We start from the raw sequence: 16,234 nt of genomic DNA, 5'->3' as shown, positions 1-16,234 counted from the left end.
GTTCTCCCCGGTTGTGGGCAGGCAAGAGGGTCTGTTCGATGAACCTGTCCAGCCGATCCAGGTAGATGTTAGATAGGACGGGCGAGATCACACCGCCTTGCGGACAGCCGCTCAGCGTCGCGTGGTAGCGCCAGTCCTCCAGGTATCCGGCCTGGAGCAGTCCGTCGATCAAGCGCAGGAACCGACCATCGTGGATCTTCTCGGCCAGGATCGATCTCATGATCGAATGGTCGAGAGACCCGAAACAGTCGGTGACGTCGCCTTCGATGAACCACACCGTCCCGTGCCATTGGTGATAGATCTCCTGCAAGGAGGTATGACAGCCGCGGCCCGGGCGGAACCCGTGGGAGCGGTCGGAGAACTGCGGCTCGTAGTACGCCTCCAGGATCAGGCGCACTACCTCCTGCAGCAGCTTGTCCGACCAGGTCGGCAGCCCCAGCGGTCGCTTCTTCACCGAGTTCTTCTTCTCGATGTAGGTGCGCCGTACCGGGGTCCATCGGTAACGCTCCTGACGGAGTGCCCCGATGATGGCCTCAATCTTGCCGAGGTTCATGCCGTCCACAGTCTCGCTGGTGACTCCGGCAGTCATCGCCCCCTTGTTGCGGTAGATCTTCCCATAGGCGACCAGGAACAGGTCCGGGTTGAACAGGCACCGGTAGACCCGTTCCAACGGCAGTCCTCTCCTGCCGCGTTCACGAATGATCTCCAGCACGGTTGBGGCGTTCCGCATCTCGCGTACCTCACCGTCCTTGTCGATCTAAGCACCTGGGTCCCTTCGCCCATGTAGACGGCTCTCCCGTCCTCCGTGGCAGGGCGTGACTCCCGCGACTACTACGGACCCTCCGTGACCATAGGGCTCGCGCCCCTTAGGCCATCCCGAATTCCTCTTGCGCCAGACGTATCGAGCGTGACGTAGGCGTCCCGGTCCGTCCCCTTGAACGAGCTCGCTGCCCGTCGCCCGCCGGTCGGAAGGGTTCAGAGCGACGAAAGTCGGAATCGCTCCTATGTCGGCGGCCCCGACAACAGACGCCGTGTCGGGAGGTGTGACGTTTGCACCACTGGAGACTGGGCTTCAAGCAGTCTGGCCTTCGCCGTATCACGCGGGCCTTGCACGGCCGTGCCTTCGGCGTCTTCACGGCACCCCGCGCTTTCCCGCCATGCTCTTGTCCCCTCCCGGTTTCCCGTTCAGGTAAGGCGGGTGACCCAGAGGTAACCTCCTCCCGAACCTCTGCCCCCTGCGGGGGCGATCTGGCGCCGAGTTAGACGGCGCACCCTCTCAACGCAACGGGCTCTCCACGATTCCTGCCGTCATGCGGGTAGTGCGGCCCACGGTGTGGGGATCCGGTCGCCCCGGTAGCGGTACCGGGTGACCGGTACCTTGGCCATCGGGCGCAGCTCGGTCGTCTCGGCGCGGATCGGTGTCCACCGCCCGGTGGGGTCGGTGTGCCGCGCTCGGAACTGCTTCCATCCCCAGTGATGCCGAACCATCAGCAGCCGGGCCATCCGCCACCACACCACCTGGTCAATGGTGGCGAACACGTGTTTCACCACGGCGTGCTTGAAATGGTTGGCCCACCCCTGCGTGATCTGGTTGATCTGTTTCAGCAGGTCCTCCGGGTCGCGTTGCGACGTCCTGTGGGTCAGGGCCCTGATCTTTTCCTTCACCGCCCGGATCGCCCGGTCAGCCACGAAGGTGTAGACGTACCGCTTGTTCGTCCCTCGCTTGCGCTTCCGCTGGATGCGGAAGCCCAGGAAGTCGAATCCCCGGTCCAGGTGCGTGACCTGGGTCTTCGCCTCAGAGAGACGCAGCCCTATGGTGGCCAGCACTCGGGCCACTTCCTCGCGTAGCTGGAGCGCGTCCGCCTCGGTCCCATGCACCATCACGACAACATCATCGGCGTAGCGTATGATTCTCCAGTTCGGTCGCCCCGTTCTGCGCCGGTGTACGCGCTTGCTTGAGGTCGACAGTGCCCCGCCTGGCTGCCATGCCGCGTGCAGGTGCTCGTCGAGCACCGACAAGGCGACGTTCGCCAGCAGCGGGGACAGGATGCCGCCTTGCGGGACCCCGGTGAGCGTATCCTGATTCTGGCCGTGTTCGGTAAGGACCCCGGCCTTGAGGAATGCCTTGACCAGGGCGAGAACGCGCTTATCCTTAATCCTGTTCCGGACTTGGCCCATTAACGCGGAATGATCGATTTCGTCGAAACACGCGTGAATGTCTGCGTCCAACACCCAGTGATATCCGTGGGTGCCATAGTATTGGACTTCGGCGATGGCGTCCTGTGCCCGCCGCCCTGGCCTGTACCCGTACGAGACCGGCTGGAAGTCGGCCTCGAAGATGGGTTCCAGAACCAATTTCAGCGCGGCCTGAACGACCCTATCGGCGATGGTTGGAATACCTAACCGCCGCAATTTCCCCCCGCCGGAAGGCTTGGGTATCAAACGCTCCCGCACCGGCAGCGGGCGGAAACTACCCGCTTTCAGCTGGGCGCGCAGGTCATCCAGGAACCCTGGAACGCCGGTCTCGCGCTCGACGTCGGCGACGGTCAGGCCGTCAACGCCAGCGGTCCGGGCGCCCCGGTTACCCGCGACCCGACGGTACGCCACGAGCAGCGTGGCCGGGTCGCACGCGAAGTTATACAGGTCGTCGAACCGGCAGCCAGGTTCAGCTACCGCCCAACGGTGAAGTTTGGCCTGCATCCCCGATACCCGTACGAGCGCAGGATTACGCCCTGGGGCGCCGCCATCCGGCGACGCATCTTTCGGCATTACAGCTTCCATCCCTTCTCGGTCTCGCTGTAGCCCTTCCCATGTACCGGGCTCTCCCCGGCTCCGAGTACTACGGCTCCTCCGCCCCGCCCTCGGGTTCGGCGGTCGGTGCGCCTATCCCGCCCGGCCGGTTGGTCACCGGCAGGACAGGAACCCCTGCGGGCAGTTCCCACGTTCGCTGTCCATCGATCGACGGGTTTGGAGCCCAGCTTTATCCCTGCGGCATCGCCACGGGTACGCCGCAGACTTTCCCCGTGGCCTCCGATTTGGCCGATTGAAACCTCCCCGGAGTTCGCCCCGCCTGGCTGGCGGAGGTGCGCGCCGCTCCCGGCCCATATCCACCAGGTTTGAGCCGGTCGTGGTTTGAGAGACGTAAGATGCTGGTTCCTTGCGTACTCCTTCCCGTCTCGCTCGCCGCGCCCGCGCCATCTGGTAGTGCTGACACGCCCCGGCTTTATCAGGGCTGCTCCCGTCCTCCCGGCACCACCCGGTTAGACTGCCCCCAGCTTCAGCCAGCCTGCTGCGACAGGCCGGCGGTGAGGTCTTTCACCTCCACTCGAACAGACAGCGCCTCGTGGCGCACCAACCGGATCCACAACGCCCTACGCGCCGTCGGCGAACGCGCGAACGCCCTGCTCAAGGTCACCTTCCAGCTCCTGCGCAACATCACGATCGACCCCTGGAAGATCGGGCTCGTCGCGAAAGCCGCCCTCGCCATCCTCCACACCGAATACCGCAGGACCGCCTGACGCCCAACACCACATCACAGGGTTGATGTCACGCAACGCCACGAGACGTTACCGGGAAAGGCTCATTAAGCTGTGCCAGATCAAGTTCTGGAACGGACGATTTGCCCTGCACCTCCGGGCAATCTCCGTACCTCGGCCGCGCTACTATGTCCACGCGTGGCCTCGGTGCCGCGCCGTGCCCACTCGGTACTTCCTGTGCCACGAACCGGACCACATCGACGGCCACGCCGGGAACCGACACACAACTCACCCCGCCGTCCAGGAAGCCCAACAGACATTCCTCGACCACATCCGTTCAGGTGATCGTGCCGAAGGGATCACCTGGCGTGGCGGCGAACGTGGCGGTTGCCCTGCTGAGGCTGATCCAGCGGGTTGTGGACCGGCGGGCGGCGGACGCGCCGGCGACATTCAAGGAGATCACGACGCCGCCTGAGTAGACAGAAGGGAAGCTTGCGTGACGATCCGGTTCGGATTCTACGGCCGCGTCTCGACTGAGGACCAGCAAGATCCGGAGGCATCCCGGGAATGGCAGCTGACCCGCTCGCGGGCGCTGACCGTGGGCCACGGTGCGATCGTTGCCGAGTACTTCGACGTCGGCCATAGCCGGGCGCTGCCGTGGAAACGCCGCCCGCAGTCGAACCTGCTCCTCGAGGAGCTACGCGACCCTGGGCGGGGCTTCGATGCGGTTGTCATCGGAGAGCCGCACCGGGCGTTCTACGGCAACCAGTTCAGCCTGATCTTCCCCGTGTTCACCCACTACAACGTCGCCCTGTGGGTACCCGAGGTCGGCGGACCGATCGACCCGGACAGCGAAGCCCACGACCTGATCATGTCCGTCTTCGGCGGGATGTCCAAGGGCGAGCGCCAACGCGTCAAGATCCGCGTGCGCACGGCCATGCAAACCCAGGCGCGCGTCGAGGGCCGGTTCCTCGGCGGTCGGCCGCCCTACGGTTATCGGCTCGCCGATGGCGGCCCGCACCCCAACCCAGGCAAGGCCGCCGATGGCAAGCGTCTTCACGTTCTGGAGGAGGACCCTGCCACCGCACCCGTCGTCGAACGGATCTTCGCCTTGTTCCTCGGCGGCATGGGCTTCTACCTGATCGCGCAGACCCTCACCGACGAGGGCATCCCCTCACCGTCGGCCTACGACCGGGGGCGCAACTCCCATCGTGACGGTGTCGCCTGGTCCAAGAGCGCCGTGCAGGTGATCCTGACCAACCCCCGCTATACGGGCCACCAGGTGTGGAACAAGCAGCGCAAGCATGAGGAGCTGCTCGACGTCGAGGACGTCGCCCTCGGCTACGAGACCAAGCTGAAGTGGAACGAGAAGGACAAGTGGGTGTGGTCCGAGCGCCCTGCCCACCCGGCAATCGTCGACGAGGGCACCTTCCTCGCCACCCAGCAGCGCCTCGGCACCCGCGGCCCGGTCTCAGATCGCATCGGCACACCGCGCACACAACATCCCTACGCTCTGCGCAGCCTGCTGCTCCACAAGCAGTGCGGTCGGCGCATGCAGGGCAACTGGAACCACGGCCACGCCCACTACCGATGCCGCTACCCCCAGGAATACGCCCTCGCCAATCACATCGATCATCCCCTGACCGTCTACGTCCGTGAGGACGCGGTCCTCCCCGCGCTCGATGGCTGGCTCGCCACCGCCTTCGACCCCGACCACATGGAGGCCACCCTCACCGCGTTGGAACAAGCGCAGCCCGACGACTCTCCCGCCGCGGATCCGCTGCAACAGGCCATCGTGGCCTGCGACCGCAAGCTCGCTCGCCACCGCGCTGCCCTCGAGGCCGGCGCAGACCCGGCCATCGTCACCGGCTGGATCGCCGAGGTCCAAGCCGAACGCGCCGATGCCGTCGCGGCCCTCGAACGTCGAGGCGACCGCGACCCAACACGACCGAAACTGAGCCGCCTCCAGATCAAGGCGCTCGTCGACGGGTTCGGTGGGCTGCTCGCGATCCTGCAAGAGGCCGACCCGGCCGACAAGGCGGAGGTCTACCGCGAACTCGGCGTAAAGTTGACCTACGACCACGAGACGGAGACGATCATGGCTGAAGCCAGACCAAGGTCATCCGTGTGCGCAGTGTCTGTGTCCGAGGGGGGACTTGAACCCCCACGCCCGTTAAAGGGCACTAGCACCTCAAGCTAGCGCGTCTGCCATTCCGCCACCCGGACCGGTGACTCCCGGGCTCGCCGCCCGGGTGCAAAGCAGATGCTACACGGTCCTGCAGCGTGCCTGTCGCAACCCCAGACCACGGCGGGATCAAGGCCAGACAGCGGCCAGCACGGGCATTCGACGAGGCCGGCGGTGCCGGAACGGGTAGTCCCCAGGTCGATCCGGGCACCCATCCCGCCCGAGCCGTCGGTGGGTCAGACGGCTGGTCGACGCCGGCAACGCCGGGGCGCGACCGGCGGGACCATCAGGCCGAGCCCGGTTGGACCATGAGCGAACGGTCGACCCGAGCTCGACCTGCTGGCCAAGGCAGCCCGGCGTGCCGACGCCTGGAGTGTCCCCGCGCGGAACATCGTCTGCCGGCCGAGTTGTAGGTCAGATGCCGTTCGGGGGTTCGATCACGGCGCGGGCCGCCTCCATCCAGTTCTGGCCCGAGAGCCCGCGGAACGCCTGGACGACCAGCGCGCCCAGGTCGAAGGCGGGGGAGAGGAGCCATTGGGCCGCGAGGCCGTCCCAGGTGGCCACGAACTGCCGTGCCACCTCTACCGGATCAAGGCTCGGAGGCGCCTGGCCGGATATCTGGCGTTCGGCGACGACCGGTGGTCTGCCCAGCGGCGGCGTGATCGCGGGTTACGAGCTCAACGCGGCGTCCGCGAAGTTCTCCTCGTTCAGAGCCTCGGGCGCGTCCGGATCGTCGTGAAGTAAAAGCGACCCGGATCCGCGGAGGGGTTCCACCACTGAAAGTCGCGGTTCGCGGCTCACGAGCCGCGACGCCGCCCGCCCCTGCTATCGCGGCCCGCGCGACAGGTGGTACGCATACGAAACGTACGTCATGTTAAACGCCTGTTCGGCGGCTGCGGTTTCCTGATCCGTTGAACACGAGGCGCACAACCAGGTTGGCGTCGTCCGCTGTTGGCGGCGCCTGGCGGCTGAGGACGCGATACAGCATTGAGCCGATGAGCACGCCCGCGATCGTCGGTACGGGCGCGTCCGGCGCGAGCTGCCCCGCCACTCGGGCGAGTTCGAGCCGGTCACGTAGGAGTTGCTCATGTGGCTGGGTGAAGCGGTCGTACAGGGTGTCGGCGACCGCGCGGTCATCGGCGGTCGCGGCGGTGAGGGCGAGGATGAGGCTCGTGCCCTCGGCCGTGGTCAGCCGTTCCGTCCAGGCGCGTAGCCAGTCGCCGAGGTCGGTCTCGATGTCACCCGTGTCGGGCAGGGGGACGAGCGGCGGTGCCAGATCGCCTTCGAGCGCGGCGTCGGCGACGACGGCGCTCTTCGAGGCCCACCAGCGGTAGATCGTCTGCTTGCCGACGCCAGCGCGGGCGGCGATCGCGTCGATCGTCAGCCGCTCATAGCCGCGTTCGAGCAGCAGGTCGCGCGCCGCGCCCAGGATCGCGAGCCGCGACATCTCGCTGCGAGGGCGGCCACCTGTCATCCGACGAGTCTAGGAGGGATGGAGGTCGGCAGGTCAGGCCATGTATAGTGCCGGTTCCGAGACAAATCGTCTCGTAACTGGGGGCGTAGGGAGCTGGACACATGCCGAACGAGGTACTTGTCGTGGTCGGTACGGGCGGCATGGGTGTCGCCATCAGTCGCCGTGTCGGCCCGGGCAAGACCCTGCTGCTGGCCGACTACAACGAGACGGCGCTGAACGCGGTCGCCGAGACCCTTCGCGACGAGGGCCATCAGGTGACGTCCTTGGCCGTGGACGTGTCGTCCCGGGAGTCCGTGTACGCGCTCGCGCGGGCGGCCGCGGCGCTCGGGCCGGTGCGGCACGTGGTCCACACCGCGGGGTTATCCCCCGCGCAGGCGCCGGTCGAGGCGATCCTGAAGGTCGACCTGTATGGCACGGCGCTCGTGCTCGACGCGTTCGGCGAGGTCATCGCCGTGGGCGGTGCCGGCGTCGTCATCTCAAGTATGTCCGGCTACCTCGCGCCGCCACCGGCACGCGAGGTCGAGGCACAGCTCGCGGGCGCGCCAACCGAGGACCTGCTACGCCTGCCCTCCACAGCGGTGGACGCCTTCTCGAGCGCCGGCTACGCATACTCCTTCGCCAAGCGCGCCAACCAGCTGCGGGTGCGGGCGGCAAGCGGGTCCTGGGGCACGCGCGGCGCGCGGGTCAACTCGATCAGCCCAGGAGTCATCTCCACCAAGATGGGCCAGCAGGAACTCGCCAGCGAGTCCGGCGCCGGCATGCGTGCCATGGTCGCGGCGTCCGGCACCGGCCGGCTGGGCTCGCCGGACGACATCGCGGCCGCGGCGGAGTTCCTCCTCTCGGCCGCGGCCTCGTTCATCACCGGAATCGACCTGCTCGTCGACGGCGGCGCGGTCGCCGCGGTCTCGACCGGACGAGTGGGTCTCACCCCGACGGGGCGCTGAGCCGCGGGCCCGACAGCGGACTGACTGTCGGCGTCATGTCGTCGGCCCTTTCAAGAGGAGTACGGCGACGTCGTCGGTGAGTGGTCCACCGTTGCGTCGTTCGATGCGTTCGATGCGGACGTCGGGGAGGGTGTCGTCGCCGGGGGGTGGGTCGATCGCGGCCACCTCGGCCAGCACGCCGTCCCAGCTGAGTCGTTCGCCGGTGGGGCCATCGCGGCCTTCACGCCCTGAAAGCGATCAACTGTCACGTCGACGACTACATTGCCCGAGTACGCATCCGACCGCCAAAAACTTGACTCATTTGTCCGGGGTCAGGATCCCAACGGCTCTAGCGCAGGACGCCGTGAACGCGGAGGTGCTCGACGAGCAGCTCACCGACGTGGCGGATGTGATCGTTCATCGCCGAGCGGGCGCGGTCGGGGTCCTTCTCGCGAAGGGCGGCAAAGATCGCGGAGTGATCGTTCGCCGAGGCGGCCGACCATCCTTCGATCTCGCCGAAGAATCGCAGCGGCACGTAGCCGACGGTGACGTTGAGCAGCGAGGCCATCCGGAAGGAGTTCGAGGCCTTGTTGATCGTCCGGTGGATCTCGTGGTTCAGGCGGTCCACCAGGTCGTCGTTCCTGGCGCGTTCGGCCCGCGCGAGCTGTTCCTGGATCGCCCCCAGCCGAGCGAGGGTGGCGTCGTCGAGCAGTCCCGCGGCGCGCGCCGCGAGCTCCCCGGCGATGTATGCCTGCAGCTGGAACAGGTCCCGTACGTCCTGTTCGGTCATGGGCACGACGCGGTAGCCGCGCCGGGGCTCCCATCGCACCGAGCCCTCGCTGTGCAGGACCATCATCGCTTCCCGTACCGGTGTCTGGCTGACCCCCAGCTCGGCCGCCAGGTGCTCGGTCCGCACGAAGTCACCGGCCGGGAACTGGCCGATCATGATTCCTTCGCGGACGTAGGCGGCGACCCGTTCGCTCAGTTGCTGCTTGCTACCGAAGGCGACGCCGCGCCCGGCCTCCGTCGTGCGTCTCGCGGACGGGGCCGCCTTCTCCGCACTCGCCGCAGGTTCCATTTTCTCCATCCTAGAGACGAGGGACTCGGCGACCGAGCCCCTCGCGTCGTCGAGCGAGTGAGCGGCCCCGTCCGTTGCGCTGATGGCCTGGCCCAGACTTTGATCACTCTTCGGGCGTCGATGGACCCTCACCAGCCTCGGTTGCACGCGATCGATGATTCTATAGAATGTAGAAAGTTCGATCTTTATCGCGAAAGAGGTCTCGCGTACGGCGAGCTTGCCGGCGACGTCGCCGTGGCATGGCTGGCTGAAGGAGAGGGACACCATGCAGGATCTCGACCCGGACGAACAGGCCATCGTCGACACCGTCCGTGACTTCGTCGACCAGGAGGTCCGCCCGGCGGCCCGGCAGCTCGAACACGAGAACGCCTATCCGGACAAGTTGATCGAGCAGATGAAGCGGCTCGGCATCTTCGGGCTGTGCATCCCCGAGCCGTACGGCGAGGTGGACGTCTCGACCGTCTGCTACGCGATGGTGACCGAGGAACTGGCCCGGGGCTGGATGAGCCTGGCCGGAGCGATGGGCGGACACACCGTGGTGTCCAAGCTCCTGCTGGAGTTCGGCACCGACGACCAGAAGCAGCGCTATCTGCCCCGCATGGCCACCGGGGAGCTGCGCGCGACGATGGCGCTGACCGAGCCGGGCGGTGGCTCGGACCTGCAAGCGATACGTACCACCGCCCGCCGTTCCAGCTCCGGTTACACGATCAACGGTACCAAGACCTGGATCACGAACGCGCGGCGCGCCGGGCTCGTGGCGCTGCTGTGCCGGACCAATCCGACCGCGACGCCCGCCGCCGATGGAATCAGCATTCTGCTGGTGGAGAAGGTTCCCGGCTTCACGGTCTCCAAGGACCTTCCCAAACTCGGCTACAAGGGTGTGGAGAGCTGCGAGCTTTCCTTCACTGACTGCCAGGTGGGGCAGGACGCAGTACTGGGCGGCGTCGAGGGCCGGGGGTTCCGCCACATGATGCGAGGCCTGGAGATCGGTCGGATCCAGGTAGCGGCCAGGGCCACGGGGGTCGGTCGGGCCGCGTTCGACGACGCTTTGCGGTACGCCCAGGAACGCGAGGCTTTCGGGAAGCCGATCTGGCGGCACCAGTCGGTCGGCAATCACCTCGCGGACATGGCGACCAAACTGACCGCCGCCCGTCAGCTGCTCCTGTTCGCGGCGCGACGCTATGACTCCGGCGCCCGTGTGGATCTTGAGGCCGGAATGGCCAAGTACTTCTGCTCCGAGGTGGCCATGGAAGTAGCTCTGAGCGCGATTCGAGTCCACGGCGGCTACGGCTACTCGACGGAGTTCGACGTCGAGCGCTACTTCCGCGACGCACCGTTGATGATCGTCGGGGAAGGCACCAACGAGATCCAGCGCAACGTCATCGCCCGACAGCTCGTCGCGCGGAACGGACTTCCTGAGTGAACCGCCCGGCCTCCGCCGGGCACCATCTCGCTTTCGCCGTCCCGATCACGCCCGTGCCACCGGCGGGCGCTCGGGGATGCGCGGGGATGACCGACCCGGCCGACCACGCCAGCCTGGCGAGACGGCCCCGCGGAGATAACCGGCGCTCAGGCTGACGGTGCCGCGGCGCGAGGCAGGGGCGGGAAGGCCGCGACCGCGCCGAGAAACCTGCTGATCTCCCGTTCGTGGCCCTCGACGCGCACACCTGGGTGACCCGTGGCGCGCGTCGCGGGGACCGTGGCGAAGTAGTTGGCCAGGTCTCGCCTGGTACCGAGCAGCTCGACGTCCGGATCCGGGTCCGCGCGGGCCTCCAGCGTCCACCAGCCACCGCGCCCGCTGATCGTGTAGGCGTCGTCGTGGTCGAGGGTCCGGACCACCCAGGTGGCCGGGCCGACATCGAGCTTCTCGCGGTCCAGGACGAGGCGCACGGAGTTGAGCAGGTGCTCGGGATGGGTCGGCTCGCCCGGCGCGGGCGGCGCCGCGAGATGGCGCAGACCCCACAGCGCGAGTTCGTCCAGGGAAGGCGCGAGGTCGTGGCCGGCCGGCGTGAGGCTGTACCAGACCTCGCGCCGACCCGGCTGCCGATCGACGCAGACGAGTCCCTCTGATTCGAGATCACGCAGCCGCTGCGTCAGGGTCCGCGGTGTGATGCCGCCGAGCCGGTCCATCAGGTCGGTGAAGCGTTTCGGGCCGGTCAGCAGGTCGCGTACGACGAGCAGTGCCCAGCGATCTCCCAGGCGCTCGAGGGTCTTGGCGAGCATGCAGAAGTGCGCGTACGCGGAGCGCGGCGTGGTCGGCACCCGTCGAGCTTACCCTCTCGTAGAGATACTATATCTACGATAGTATTCGCCGCATGGTGAACGAGACCCGACGGATCTTCCGGGGCACCGACGAGGCCGAGGCCGCCCGCCGCGCGTACGAGGCGTCGCTGCCCTCCCCGCCTCGTCCCGACCGCGTCGAGGCCGCCTGGCTGCGCGAGCTGTGCCTGCGGGCCGGTGCCGCCGATGTCGGTTTCGTGGACGTCGGCCGGGCCGGCCTGGGGGCGGAGAACGACAACGCCCGCCGGGTCTTCCCGGCCGTCAGGGCGCTGATCTGTCTCGTCGGGATCTCGAACCGTGACGCGATCCGATCGACCTCGCGCGCCACGGCCAACAACGCCTGGCATCGCACCGGCGACAAGCTCGAAAGCGCGGCCGCGCGGATCTGCGAGGAGCTGGCCGAGGCCGGTGTCCGCGCGATCCCCACCAACATGGGATTCCCGATGGACGTGCAGGCCCCGCCCGGTCAGGCGAGCTGGGCCATCGCGCACAAGATCGTGGCCGTCGAGGCCGGCATGGGCCACATGGGCACCAACCGCAACATCATCCATCCGAAGTTCGGAAACTTCGTACTGCTCGACACCGTCCTGATCGACGCGGAGATCGACGCCTACGACCAGCCGCTGGACTACAACCCGTGCCTGGGCTGCAACCTGTGCGTCGCGGCCTGCCCGGTCGGGGCGATCAGCAACGTCGGGGACTTCGACTTCTTCGCCTGCCTCGGGCACAACTACCGTGAGTTCCCGTTCAGCGCCACCGACTGGGTCGACGCCGTGGCCGGCGGGGACGCCAGCGCCTACCGCGCGAAGTTCCGCGAGGACGAGACCCTGTCCATGCTGCAGTCCCTGGCGTTCGAGCCGAACTACAAGTCCGCCTACTGCATGGCGGTGTGCCCGGCCGGCGAGGACGTCATCGGCCCCTACCTCGYCGACAAGGCGCGCCACCGCGACGACGTGCTGCTCCCGCTCCGTCGGCACCCCGAACCGGTCTACGTGCAGTCCGGCAGCCACGCCGAAAAGACGGCGGCCCGCAACCCGGCCAAACGCGTGCGTTACCTCGATTTCAAACCCGACGTCTCCACCGTCGCCAACTTCGCCCTCGGCCTGCGGCACATGTTCACGCCGAGCACACCTCGGATGGACGGGCTTCGGGTCGAGTTTCGTTTTCCCGACGGCGCCCTGCTCGCCACCGTCAGGAACCAAGGACTCACGACGGGCCCGACCGACGACCAGCCCGTGGACGCGACCGTGGTCTGCGACGCGCTCGACTACATCAGGATCCTGCACCGCCCGATCGCCGGCCGCCCTGCCTACACCGAGCCGGACAGCTACACCGTCAAAGGTGATCCGTCCGTGTTCCAACGCCTGCTGGCATGTCTCACGTAACCCGGTGGATCTTGATCAGGCTTGGAGCGCTTCGTCGGCCGCGGGACTGATGGCGGTTGGTGTCAGTCCACCCGGCGTACTCGGTGATTGATCGGGTCGGCGACGTAGAGGGTGTCGGGCCGGCCGGCGTGATCACTGCGGGTGTGGGGTCTCGCCGCGCTCGAGCATCGCGACGAGCTTCGCGAGCCGGTTCGCCCGGCTCGACGGGCTCGGCGCGGTCGTGATCCGGTGGATGACCGAGTACCGGTTCTGGCTGTTCAGCCGCGCGAAGAGCGCCGCGGCGGCTGAGGATGCCACCAGCGCCGCGGCCAGGTCGTCCGGCACCTGCGCCGTCGCCGAACCGGCGTAGGCACGTGCCCAGCGCCCGTCCGCCTTCGCGCGGTCGATCTCGGCCTGGCCGCGCGGGCGCATCCGCCCCTCGGCGGTCAGCCCGGCCACCAGGTCGATGTTCCGCCGCGACCAGAGCGACGCTCGCCGACGCGGGCTGAACCGCTGCCGGAACGTCGCGGCGTCGAAGGCCCTCCGCTGCCCGTCGATCCACCCGCTGCACAACGCCTCGTCGAGCGCACGGTCATAGCTCAGCGAGGTCGGCGAGACCGTGCCCTTCTTCGCCAGGAGGAGCCAGACGCCATCGAAGGTGTCCTCGTGCACGTCGAGCCACGCCCGCCAGGCCGCGGCATCCGCGACGACGAGAACCTCCGGCTCCTCACCCATCGCGGCGTCCCTCCCAGACTCTTATCCGTCATTGCTCATCGTAGGAACGACCTCGGGCTCGGCGGTCTCCGGGCGTACTGGCTCACCTGATCCGCTCGAACTTGGTCCAGCCGCGCCAGCCGCGCTCTTCGAGCAGTTCCATGAGCCGACGGGCGATCGGCAGCGAGTCGAGGAAGAAGGAGTCGAGGAGGTCCGCGAGCTCGTCGGTGATCTCCTGGTCATGGTCCTCCCATCCCTCCATACCGGCGGTCTCGAGAGAGGCGACAAGCCGGTCGGCCACAGCCGCCAGCCGCGGGTCGTCCACCTCCCAGTCGATCATCGCGGCGAGATCCCAGTAGAGCTCGACCGTCTCCGGGTTGTCGAGCTCCTGCTCCTTCAGCTTCATGTAGAGCGACATGTGCTGCGGGAGCTGGGCGGCGACCAGGATCCAGCCGTCCCGCTCGCCCTGGATCATTTGTTCCGGCAATCCGAGCTCGCGCAGTCGGTCGAGGTAGGCCACCGCCTCCGGCGGCAGGGCCAGGCTGTCCCCGGCCGCCAGCTGCGCGATCCGCTCGCGGTGTCGTTGCCGCTCCCTGATCTCCGCGCGCAGGCGCCGGTCGATGTCTGCGACGGCGGCGTTGAACTCCTCCTCGCCGGCGGCCAGGAGCTCGCGGACGCGCGCGAGCGGCACGCCGGCCTCAGCGAGCGTACGAATCTTGATGAGCTCGACGACGGCGCGGGCGTCGTAGCGCCGGTAGCCGGAGCGGTCGCGCTCCGGCTCCGGCAGGAGGCCCTTGACGTGGTAGTGCCGCACCGCGCGCACGGTGACGCCGGCGTACGACGCCAGCTGGCTGATCGTGAGCACCGCGCCAGTCTCCTCGAAGGCCAAAGGGCGTGCGGAAATGCTCCTCCTCCGCACGCCCGGCGGACAGAGTCCCCAGGATCACTATTTCGCGGGCACGCGCAGGAACAGCCGACGCGACCAGAGGTAGCCGAGCAGCGCGATCAGGACGCACCAGCCGATCGCGAACCACAGGTCGGAGTCCGGGTGCGCGCCCGTGACGAGTGCGCGCAGCGTGTCGATCATCGGGGTGAACGGCTGGTGCTCCGCGAACTGGCGCAGCCCGGCCGGCATCGCGTCGGTCGGCACGAAGCTGCTGCTGACGAACGGCAGGATCATCAGGAACAGCGGGGTGTTGCTGGCCGTCTCGACGCTGTCCGCCGCCAGGCCCATGCCGACGGTCAGCCAGGTGAGCGAGAACGCGATGAGGATCAGCAGCCCGATCGCACCGAGCCAGCCGAGCGGACCGGCGTCGGAGCGGAACCCGAGCAGGAACGCGAACGCCGTCACGATCACCACGGCGAATCCGGTCCTGATGACGGCGCCCAGCACGTGGCCGGTGAGCACCGACACCCGGGCGATGTTCATCGTGCGGAACCGGGCGATGATCCCGGTGGTCATGTCGGTCGCGGTCGAGATCGCGGTGCCGAGCGCGACGCTGGCGACGGTCATGAACAGGATGCCCGGCGTGATGAACACGAGGTAGTCCCCGCGGTCGCCGCCGCCGTCCTGGCCCGGCAGGCCGGCGCCCAGGGTTCCGCCGAACACGTACACGAACAGCAGCAGGAACAGGATCGGTTGTGCGATCAGCATGATCGACAGCGAGGGATAGCGGCGGATGTGCAGCAGGTTGCGCCGCAGCATCGTCATCGAGTCACGGACGGTGTAGGTGGTGCTCATGCGGGGATCCCCTCGGATGCGGGCACCTCGGCCGCGTGGCCGGTGAGCGCGAGGAACACGTCGTCGAGGTCGGCGGACCCGACCGTCAGGCCGGCGACGCCGTCGTCGTCGAGGCCGTCGAGCACGCGGCGCAGCCCGGCGATGCTGCCGTCGTTCGGCACCTGCAGGGTGAGTGCCTCCGCGTCGGTGGTGGCCTCCGGGTGCGCCGCCGCCGCCGCGGCCAGGCCCGCGGCGTCGGTGAACTGCACCGACACGTGCCCACCGGGCACCCGCCGCTTCAGCTGGGCGGCTGTGCCTTCGGCGACCAGGCGGCCCTTGTCGAGGACTCCGATCCGGTCGGCCAGCTGGTCGGCCTCCTCGAGGTACTGCGTCGTCAGCAGCACCGTCACGCCGTCGGCGACCTGCTCGCGCACGATCGCCCACAGTTCGCGCCTGCTGCGCGGGTCGAGACCGGCCGTCGGCTCGTCGAGGAAGATCAGCCGGGGCCGGGCGATGAGCGTCATCGCCAGATCCAGCCGCCGCTTCATGCCGCCCGAGTAGGTCTGCGCCCGCCGGTCGGCCGCGTCGACGAGGTCGAAGCGCTCCAGCATCACGGTCACGGCGGTGGTCGCGGTCGCCCGGTCCAGGTGCGCCAGGTCGGCCATCAGCCGCAGGTTCTCGCGGCCGGTGAGCAACTCGTCGATCGCCGAGAACTGCCCGGTGACACCGATCGCGGCGCGCGCCCCGGCGGGTTCGCGCCGTACGTCGAAGCCGGCGACGCGGATCTCGCCGTCATCGGGGGCCAGCAAGGTGGAGAGGATGTTGACGATGGTCGTCTTGCCGGCGCCGTTGGGTCCGAGGAGTGCGTAGACGGTGCCCTCCGGGACGGTCAGGTCGACGCCGTCCAGCACGGTGTGGTCGCCGTAGGACTTGGTGAGTCCGGAGACCTCGATCGCGGGGTTGGTAACGCTCATGCCGCCATGCTGGAACCCTGACGCAGGGGCAAGGTCAAGCCGCTGC

At 68.0% G+C, this 16,234-nt stretch carries 14 protein-coding genes, 1 tRNA gene and 3 pseudogenes; 5 read left to right on the top strand and 13 right to left on the bottom strand.

Annotated features, from left to right (window positions below; genetic code table 11):
- The coding region (locus tag BCD48_RS12105; protein ID WP_198543214.1) for a reverse transcriptase domain-containing protein at positions 1–730 on the bottom strand (730 nt) is incomplete at its 3' end.
- Between the two features lie 578 nt (positions 731–1,308).
- The gene (ltrA, locus tag BCD48_RS12100; protein ID WP_241841668.1) at positions 1,309–2,781 is read right to left on the bottom strand and encodes a group II intron reverse transcriptase/maturase; all 1,473 of its coding nucleotides are present in this window, start codon (positions 2,779–2,781) and stop codon (positions 1,309–1,311) included.
- A gap of 572 nt (positions 2,782–3,353) precedes the next feature.
- Here ltrA and BCD48_RS12095 point away from each other — a divergent pair.
- Positions 3,354–3,518 (top strand): annotated as a pseudogene (locus BCD48_RS12095) (IS5/IS1182 family transposase); the annotation flags it as partial.
- Positions 3,519–3,972: 454 nt separating this feature from the next.
- Positions 3,973–4,872, top strand: a pseudogene (locus BCD48_RS53425) (recombinase family protein); the annotation flags it as partial.
- A 75-nt stretch (positions 4,873–4,947) separates the two neighbouring features.
- On the opposite strand, the gene BCD48_RS53420 reads toward BCD48_RS53425, so the two are convergent.
- The 4 genes from BCD48_RS53420 to BCD48_RS12070 all read right to left on the bottom strand — a co-directional run bounded on the left by BCD48_RS53420 (position 4,948) and on the right by BCD48_RS12070 (position 7,135).
- Positions 4,948–5,493 (bottom strand): hypothetical protein, encoded by a 546-nt coding sequence (locus BCD48_RS53420; protein ID WP_241841667.1) that lies wholly within the window; start codon positions 5,491–5,493, stop codon positions 4,948–4,950.
- 124 nt (positions 5,494–5,617) lie between these two features.
- A tRNA-Leu gene (locus BCD48_RS12080) sits at positions 5,618–5,702 on the bottom strand.
- A 373-nt stretch (positions 5,703–6,075) separates the two neighbouring features.
- A complete protein-coding gene (locus tag BCD48_RS53415; RefSeq protein WP_241841666.1) occupies positions 6,076–6,225 on the bottom strand; it encodes a hypothetical protein in 150 nt (49 codons plus the stop codon).
- A 310-nt stretch (positions 6,226–6,535) separates the two neighbouring features.
- Positions 6,536–7,135: a TetR/AcrR family transcriptional regulator gene (locus BCD48_RS12070; protein ID WP_071048447.1), complete on the bottom strand. Its 600-nt coding sequence runs from the start codon at positions 7,133–7,135 to the stop codon at positions 6,536–6,538.
- 101 nt (positions 7,136–7,236) lie between these two features.
- On the opposite strand from BCD48_RS12070, the gene BCD48_RS12065 reads away from it, so the two are divergent.
- The gene (locus BCD48_RS12065; RefSeq protein ID WP_071048446.1) at positions 7,237–8,079 is read left to right on the top strand and encodes an SDR family oxidoreductase; all 843 of its coding nucleotides are present in this window, start codon (positions 7,237–7,239) and stop codon (positions 8,077–8,079) included.
- Positions 8,080–8,112: 33 nt separating this feature from the next.
- Here BCD48_RS12065 and BCD48_RS46040 read toward each other — a convergent pair.
- Both BCD48_RS46040 and BCD48_RS12060 read right to left on the bottom strand, forming a co-directional pair.
- Positions 8,113–8,301 (bottom strand): annotated as a pseudogene (locus BCD48_RS46040) (serine/threonine protein phosphatase); the annotation flags it as partial.
- 106 nt (positions 8,302–8,407) lie between these two features.
- The gene (locus BCD48_RS12060; RefSeq protein ID WP_083418519.1) at positions 8,408–9,136 is read right to left on the bottom strand and encodes a GntR family transcriptional regulator; all 729 of its coding nucleotides are present in this window, start codon (positions 9,134–9,136) and stop codon (positions 8,408–8,410) included.
- Between the two features lie 265 nt (positions 9,137–9,401).
- Between BCD48_RS12060 and BCD48_RS12055 the strand changes: the two genes are divergently transcribed.
- Positions 9,402–10,559 (top strand): acyl-CoA dehydrogenase family protein, encoded by a 1,158-nt coding sequence (locus tag BCD48_RS12055; protein ID WP_071048445.1) that lies wholly within the window; start codon positions 9,402–9,404, stop codon positions 10,557–10,559.
- Between the two features lie 146 nt (positions 10,560–10,705).
- Here BCD48_RS12055 and BCD48_RS12050 read toward each other — a convergent pair whose 3' ends face one another.
- Positions 10,706–11,398 carry a winged helix-turn-helix transcriptional regulator gene (locus tag BCD48_RS12050; protein ID WP_071048444.1) on the bottom strand — a complete coding sequence of 231 codons (693 nt, stop codon included), beginning with the start codon at positions 11,396–11,398 and terminating at the stop codon, positions 10,706–10,708.
- A gap of 53 nt (positions 11,399–11,451) precedes the next feature.
- Between BCD48_RS12050 and BCD48_RS12045 the strand changes: the two genes are divergently transcribed.
- Entirely contained in the window at positions 11,452–12,801 is a 1,350-nt protein-coding gene (locus BCD48_RS12045; protein ID WP_071048443.1) for a 4Fe-4S binding protein, read from the top strand.
- Positions 12,802–12,933: 132 nt separating this feature from the next.
- Here the strand turns inward: BCD48_RS12045 and BCD48_RS12040 are convergent, their stop codons facing one another.
- From BCD48_RS12040 to BCD48_RS12025, 4 genes are all read right to left on the bottom strand, one after another.
- Positions 12,934–13,515: a YdeI/OmpD-associated family protein gene (locus tag BCD48_RS12040; protein ID WP_071048442.1), complete on the bottom strand. Its 582-nt coding sequence runs from the start codon at positions 13,513–13,515 to the stop codon at positions 12,934–12,936.
- An 82-nt stretch (positions 13,516–13,597) separates the two neighbouring features.
- Positions 13,598–14,359: a MerR family transcriptional regulator gene (locus BCD48_RS12035; RefSeq protein ID WP_071048457.1), complete on the bottom strand. Its 762-nt coding sequence runs from the start codon at positions 14,357–14,359 to the stop codon at positions 13,598–13,600.
- Positions 14,360–14,440: 81 nt separating this feature from the next.
- Positions 14,441–15,235 (bottom strand): ABC transporter permease, encoded by a 795-nt coding sequence (locus BCD48_RS12030; protein ID WP_071048441.1) that lies wholly within the window; start codon positions 15,233–15,235, stop codon positions 14,441–14,443.
- Positions 15,232–16,188: an ABC transporter ATP-binding protein gene (locus BCD48_RS12025; protein ID WP_071048440.1), complete on the bottom strand. Its 957-nt coding sequence runs from the start codon at positions 16,186–16,188 to the stop codon at positions 15,232–15,234. The genes BCD48_RS12030 and BCD48_RS12025 overlap by 4 nt, the downstream gene beginning before the upstream one ends.
- Positions 16,189–16,234: the final 46 nt, after the last annotated feature.

It is taken from the genome of Pseudofrankia coriaricola (assembly GCF_001854805.1).
GTDB lineage: Bacteria > Actinomycetota > Actinomycetes > Frankiales > Frankiaceae > Pseudofrankia.
Note: the sequence above shows the minus strand (reverse complement) of the source record. Positions and strands in the feature narration are given on the sequence as shown.

Coding starts and splice junctions, on each gene's coding strand:
- ltrA (WP_241841668.1), bottom strand. CDS start 2,781: ATGGAAGCTGTAATGCCGAAAGATGCGTCGCCGGATGGCGGCGCCCCA.
- BCD48_RS12070 (WP_071048447.1), bottom strand. CDS start 7,135: ATGACAGGTGGCCGCCCTCGCAGCGAGATGTCGCGGCTCGCGATCCTG.
- BCD48_RS12065 (WP_071048446.1), top strand. CDS start 7,237: ATGCCGAACGAGGTACTTGTCGTGGTCGGTACGGGCGGCATGGGTGTC.
- BCD48_RS12060 (WP_083418519.1), bottom strand. CDS start 9,136: ATGGAACCTGCGGCGAGTGCGGAGAAGGCGGCCCCGTCCGCGAGACGC.
- BCD48_RS12055 (WP_071048445.1), top strand. CDS start 9,402: ATGCAGGATCTCGACCCGGACGAACAGGCCATCGTCGACACCGTCCGT.
- BCD48_RS12040 (WP_071048442.1), bottom strand. CDS start 13,515: ATGGGTGAGGAGCCGGAGGTTCTCGTCGTCGCGGATGCCGCGGCCTGG.
- BCD48_RS12030 (WP_071048441.1), bottom strand. CDS start 15,235: ATGAGCACCACCTACACCGTCCGTGACTCGATGACGATGCTGCGGCGC.
- BCD48_RS12025 (WP_071048440.1), bottom strand. CDS start 16,188: ATGAGCGTTACCAACCCCGCGATCGAGGTCTCCGGACTCACCAAGTCC.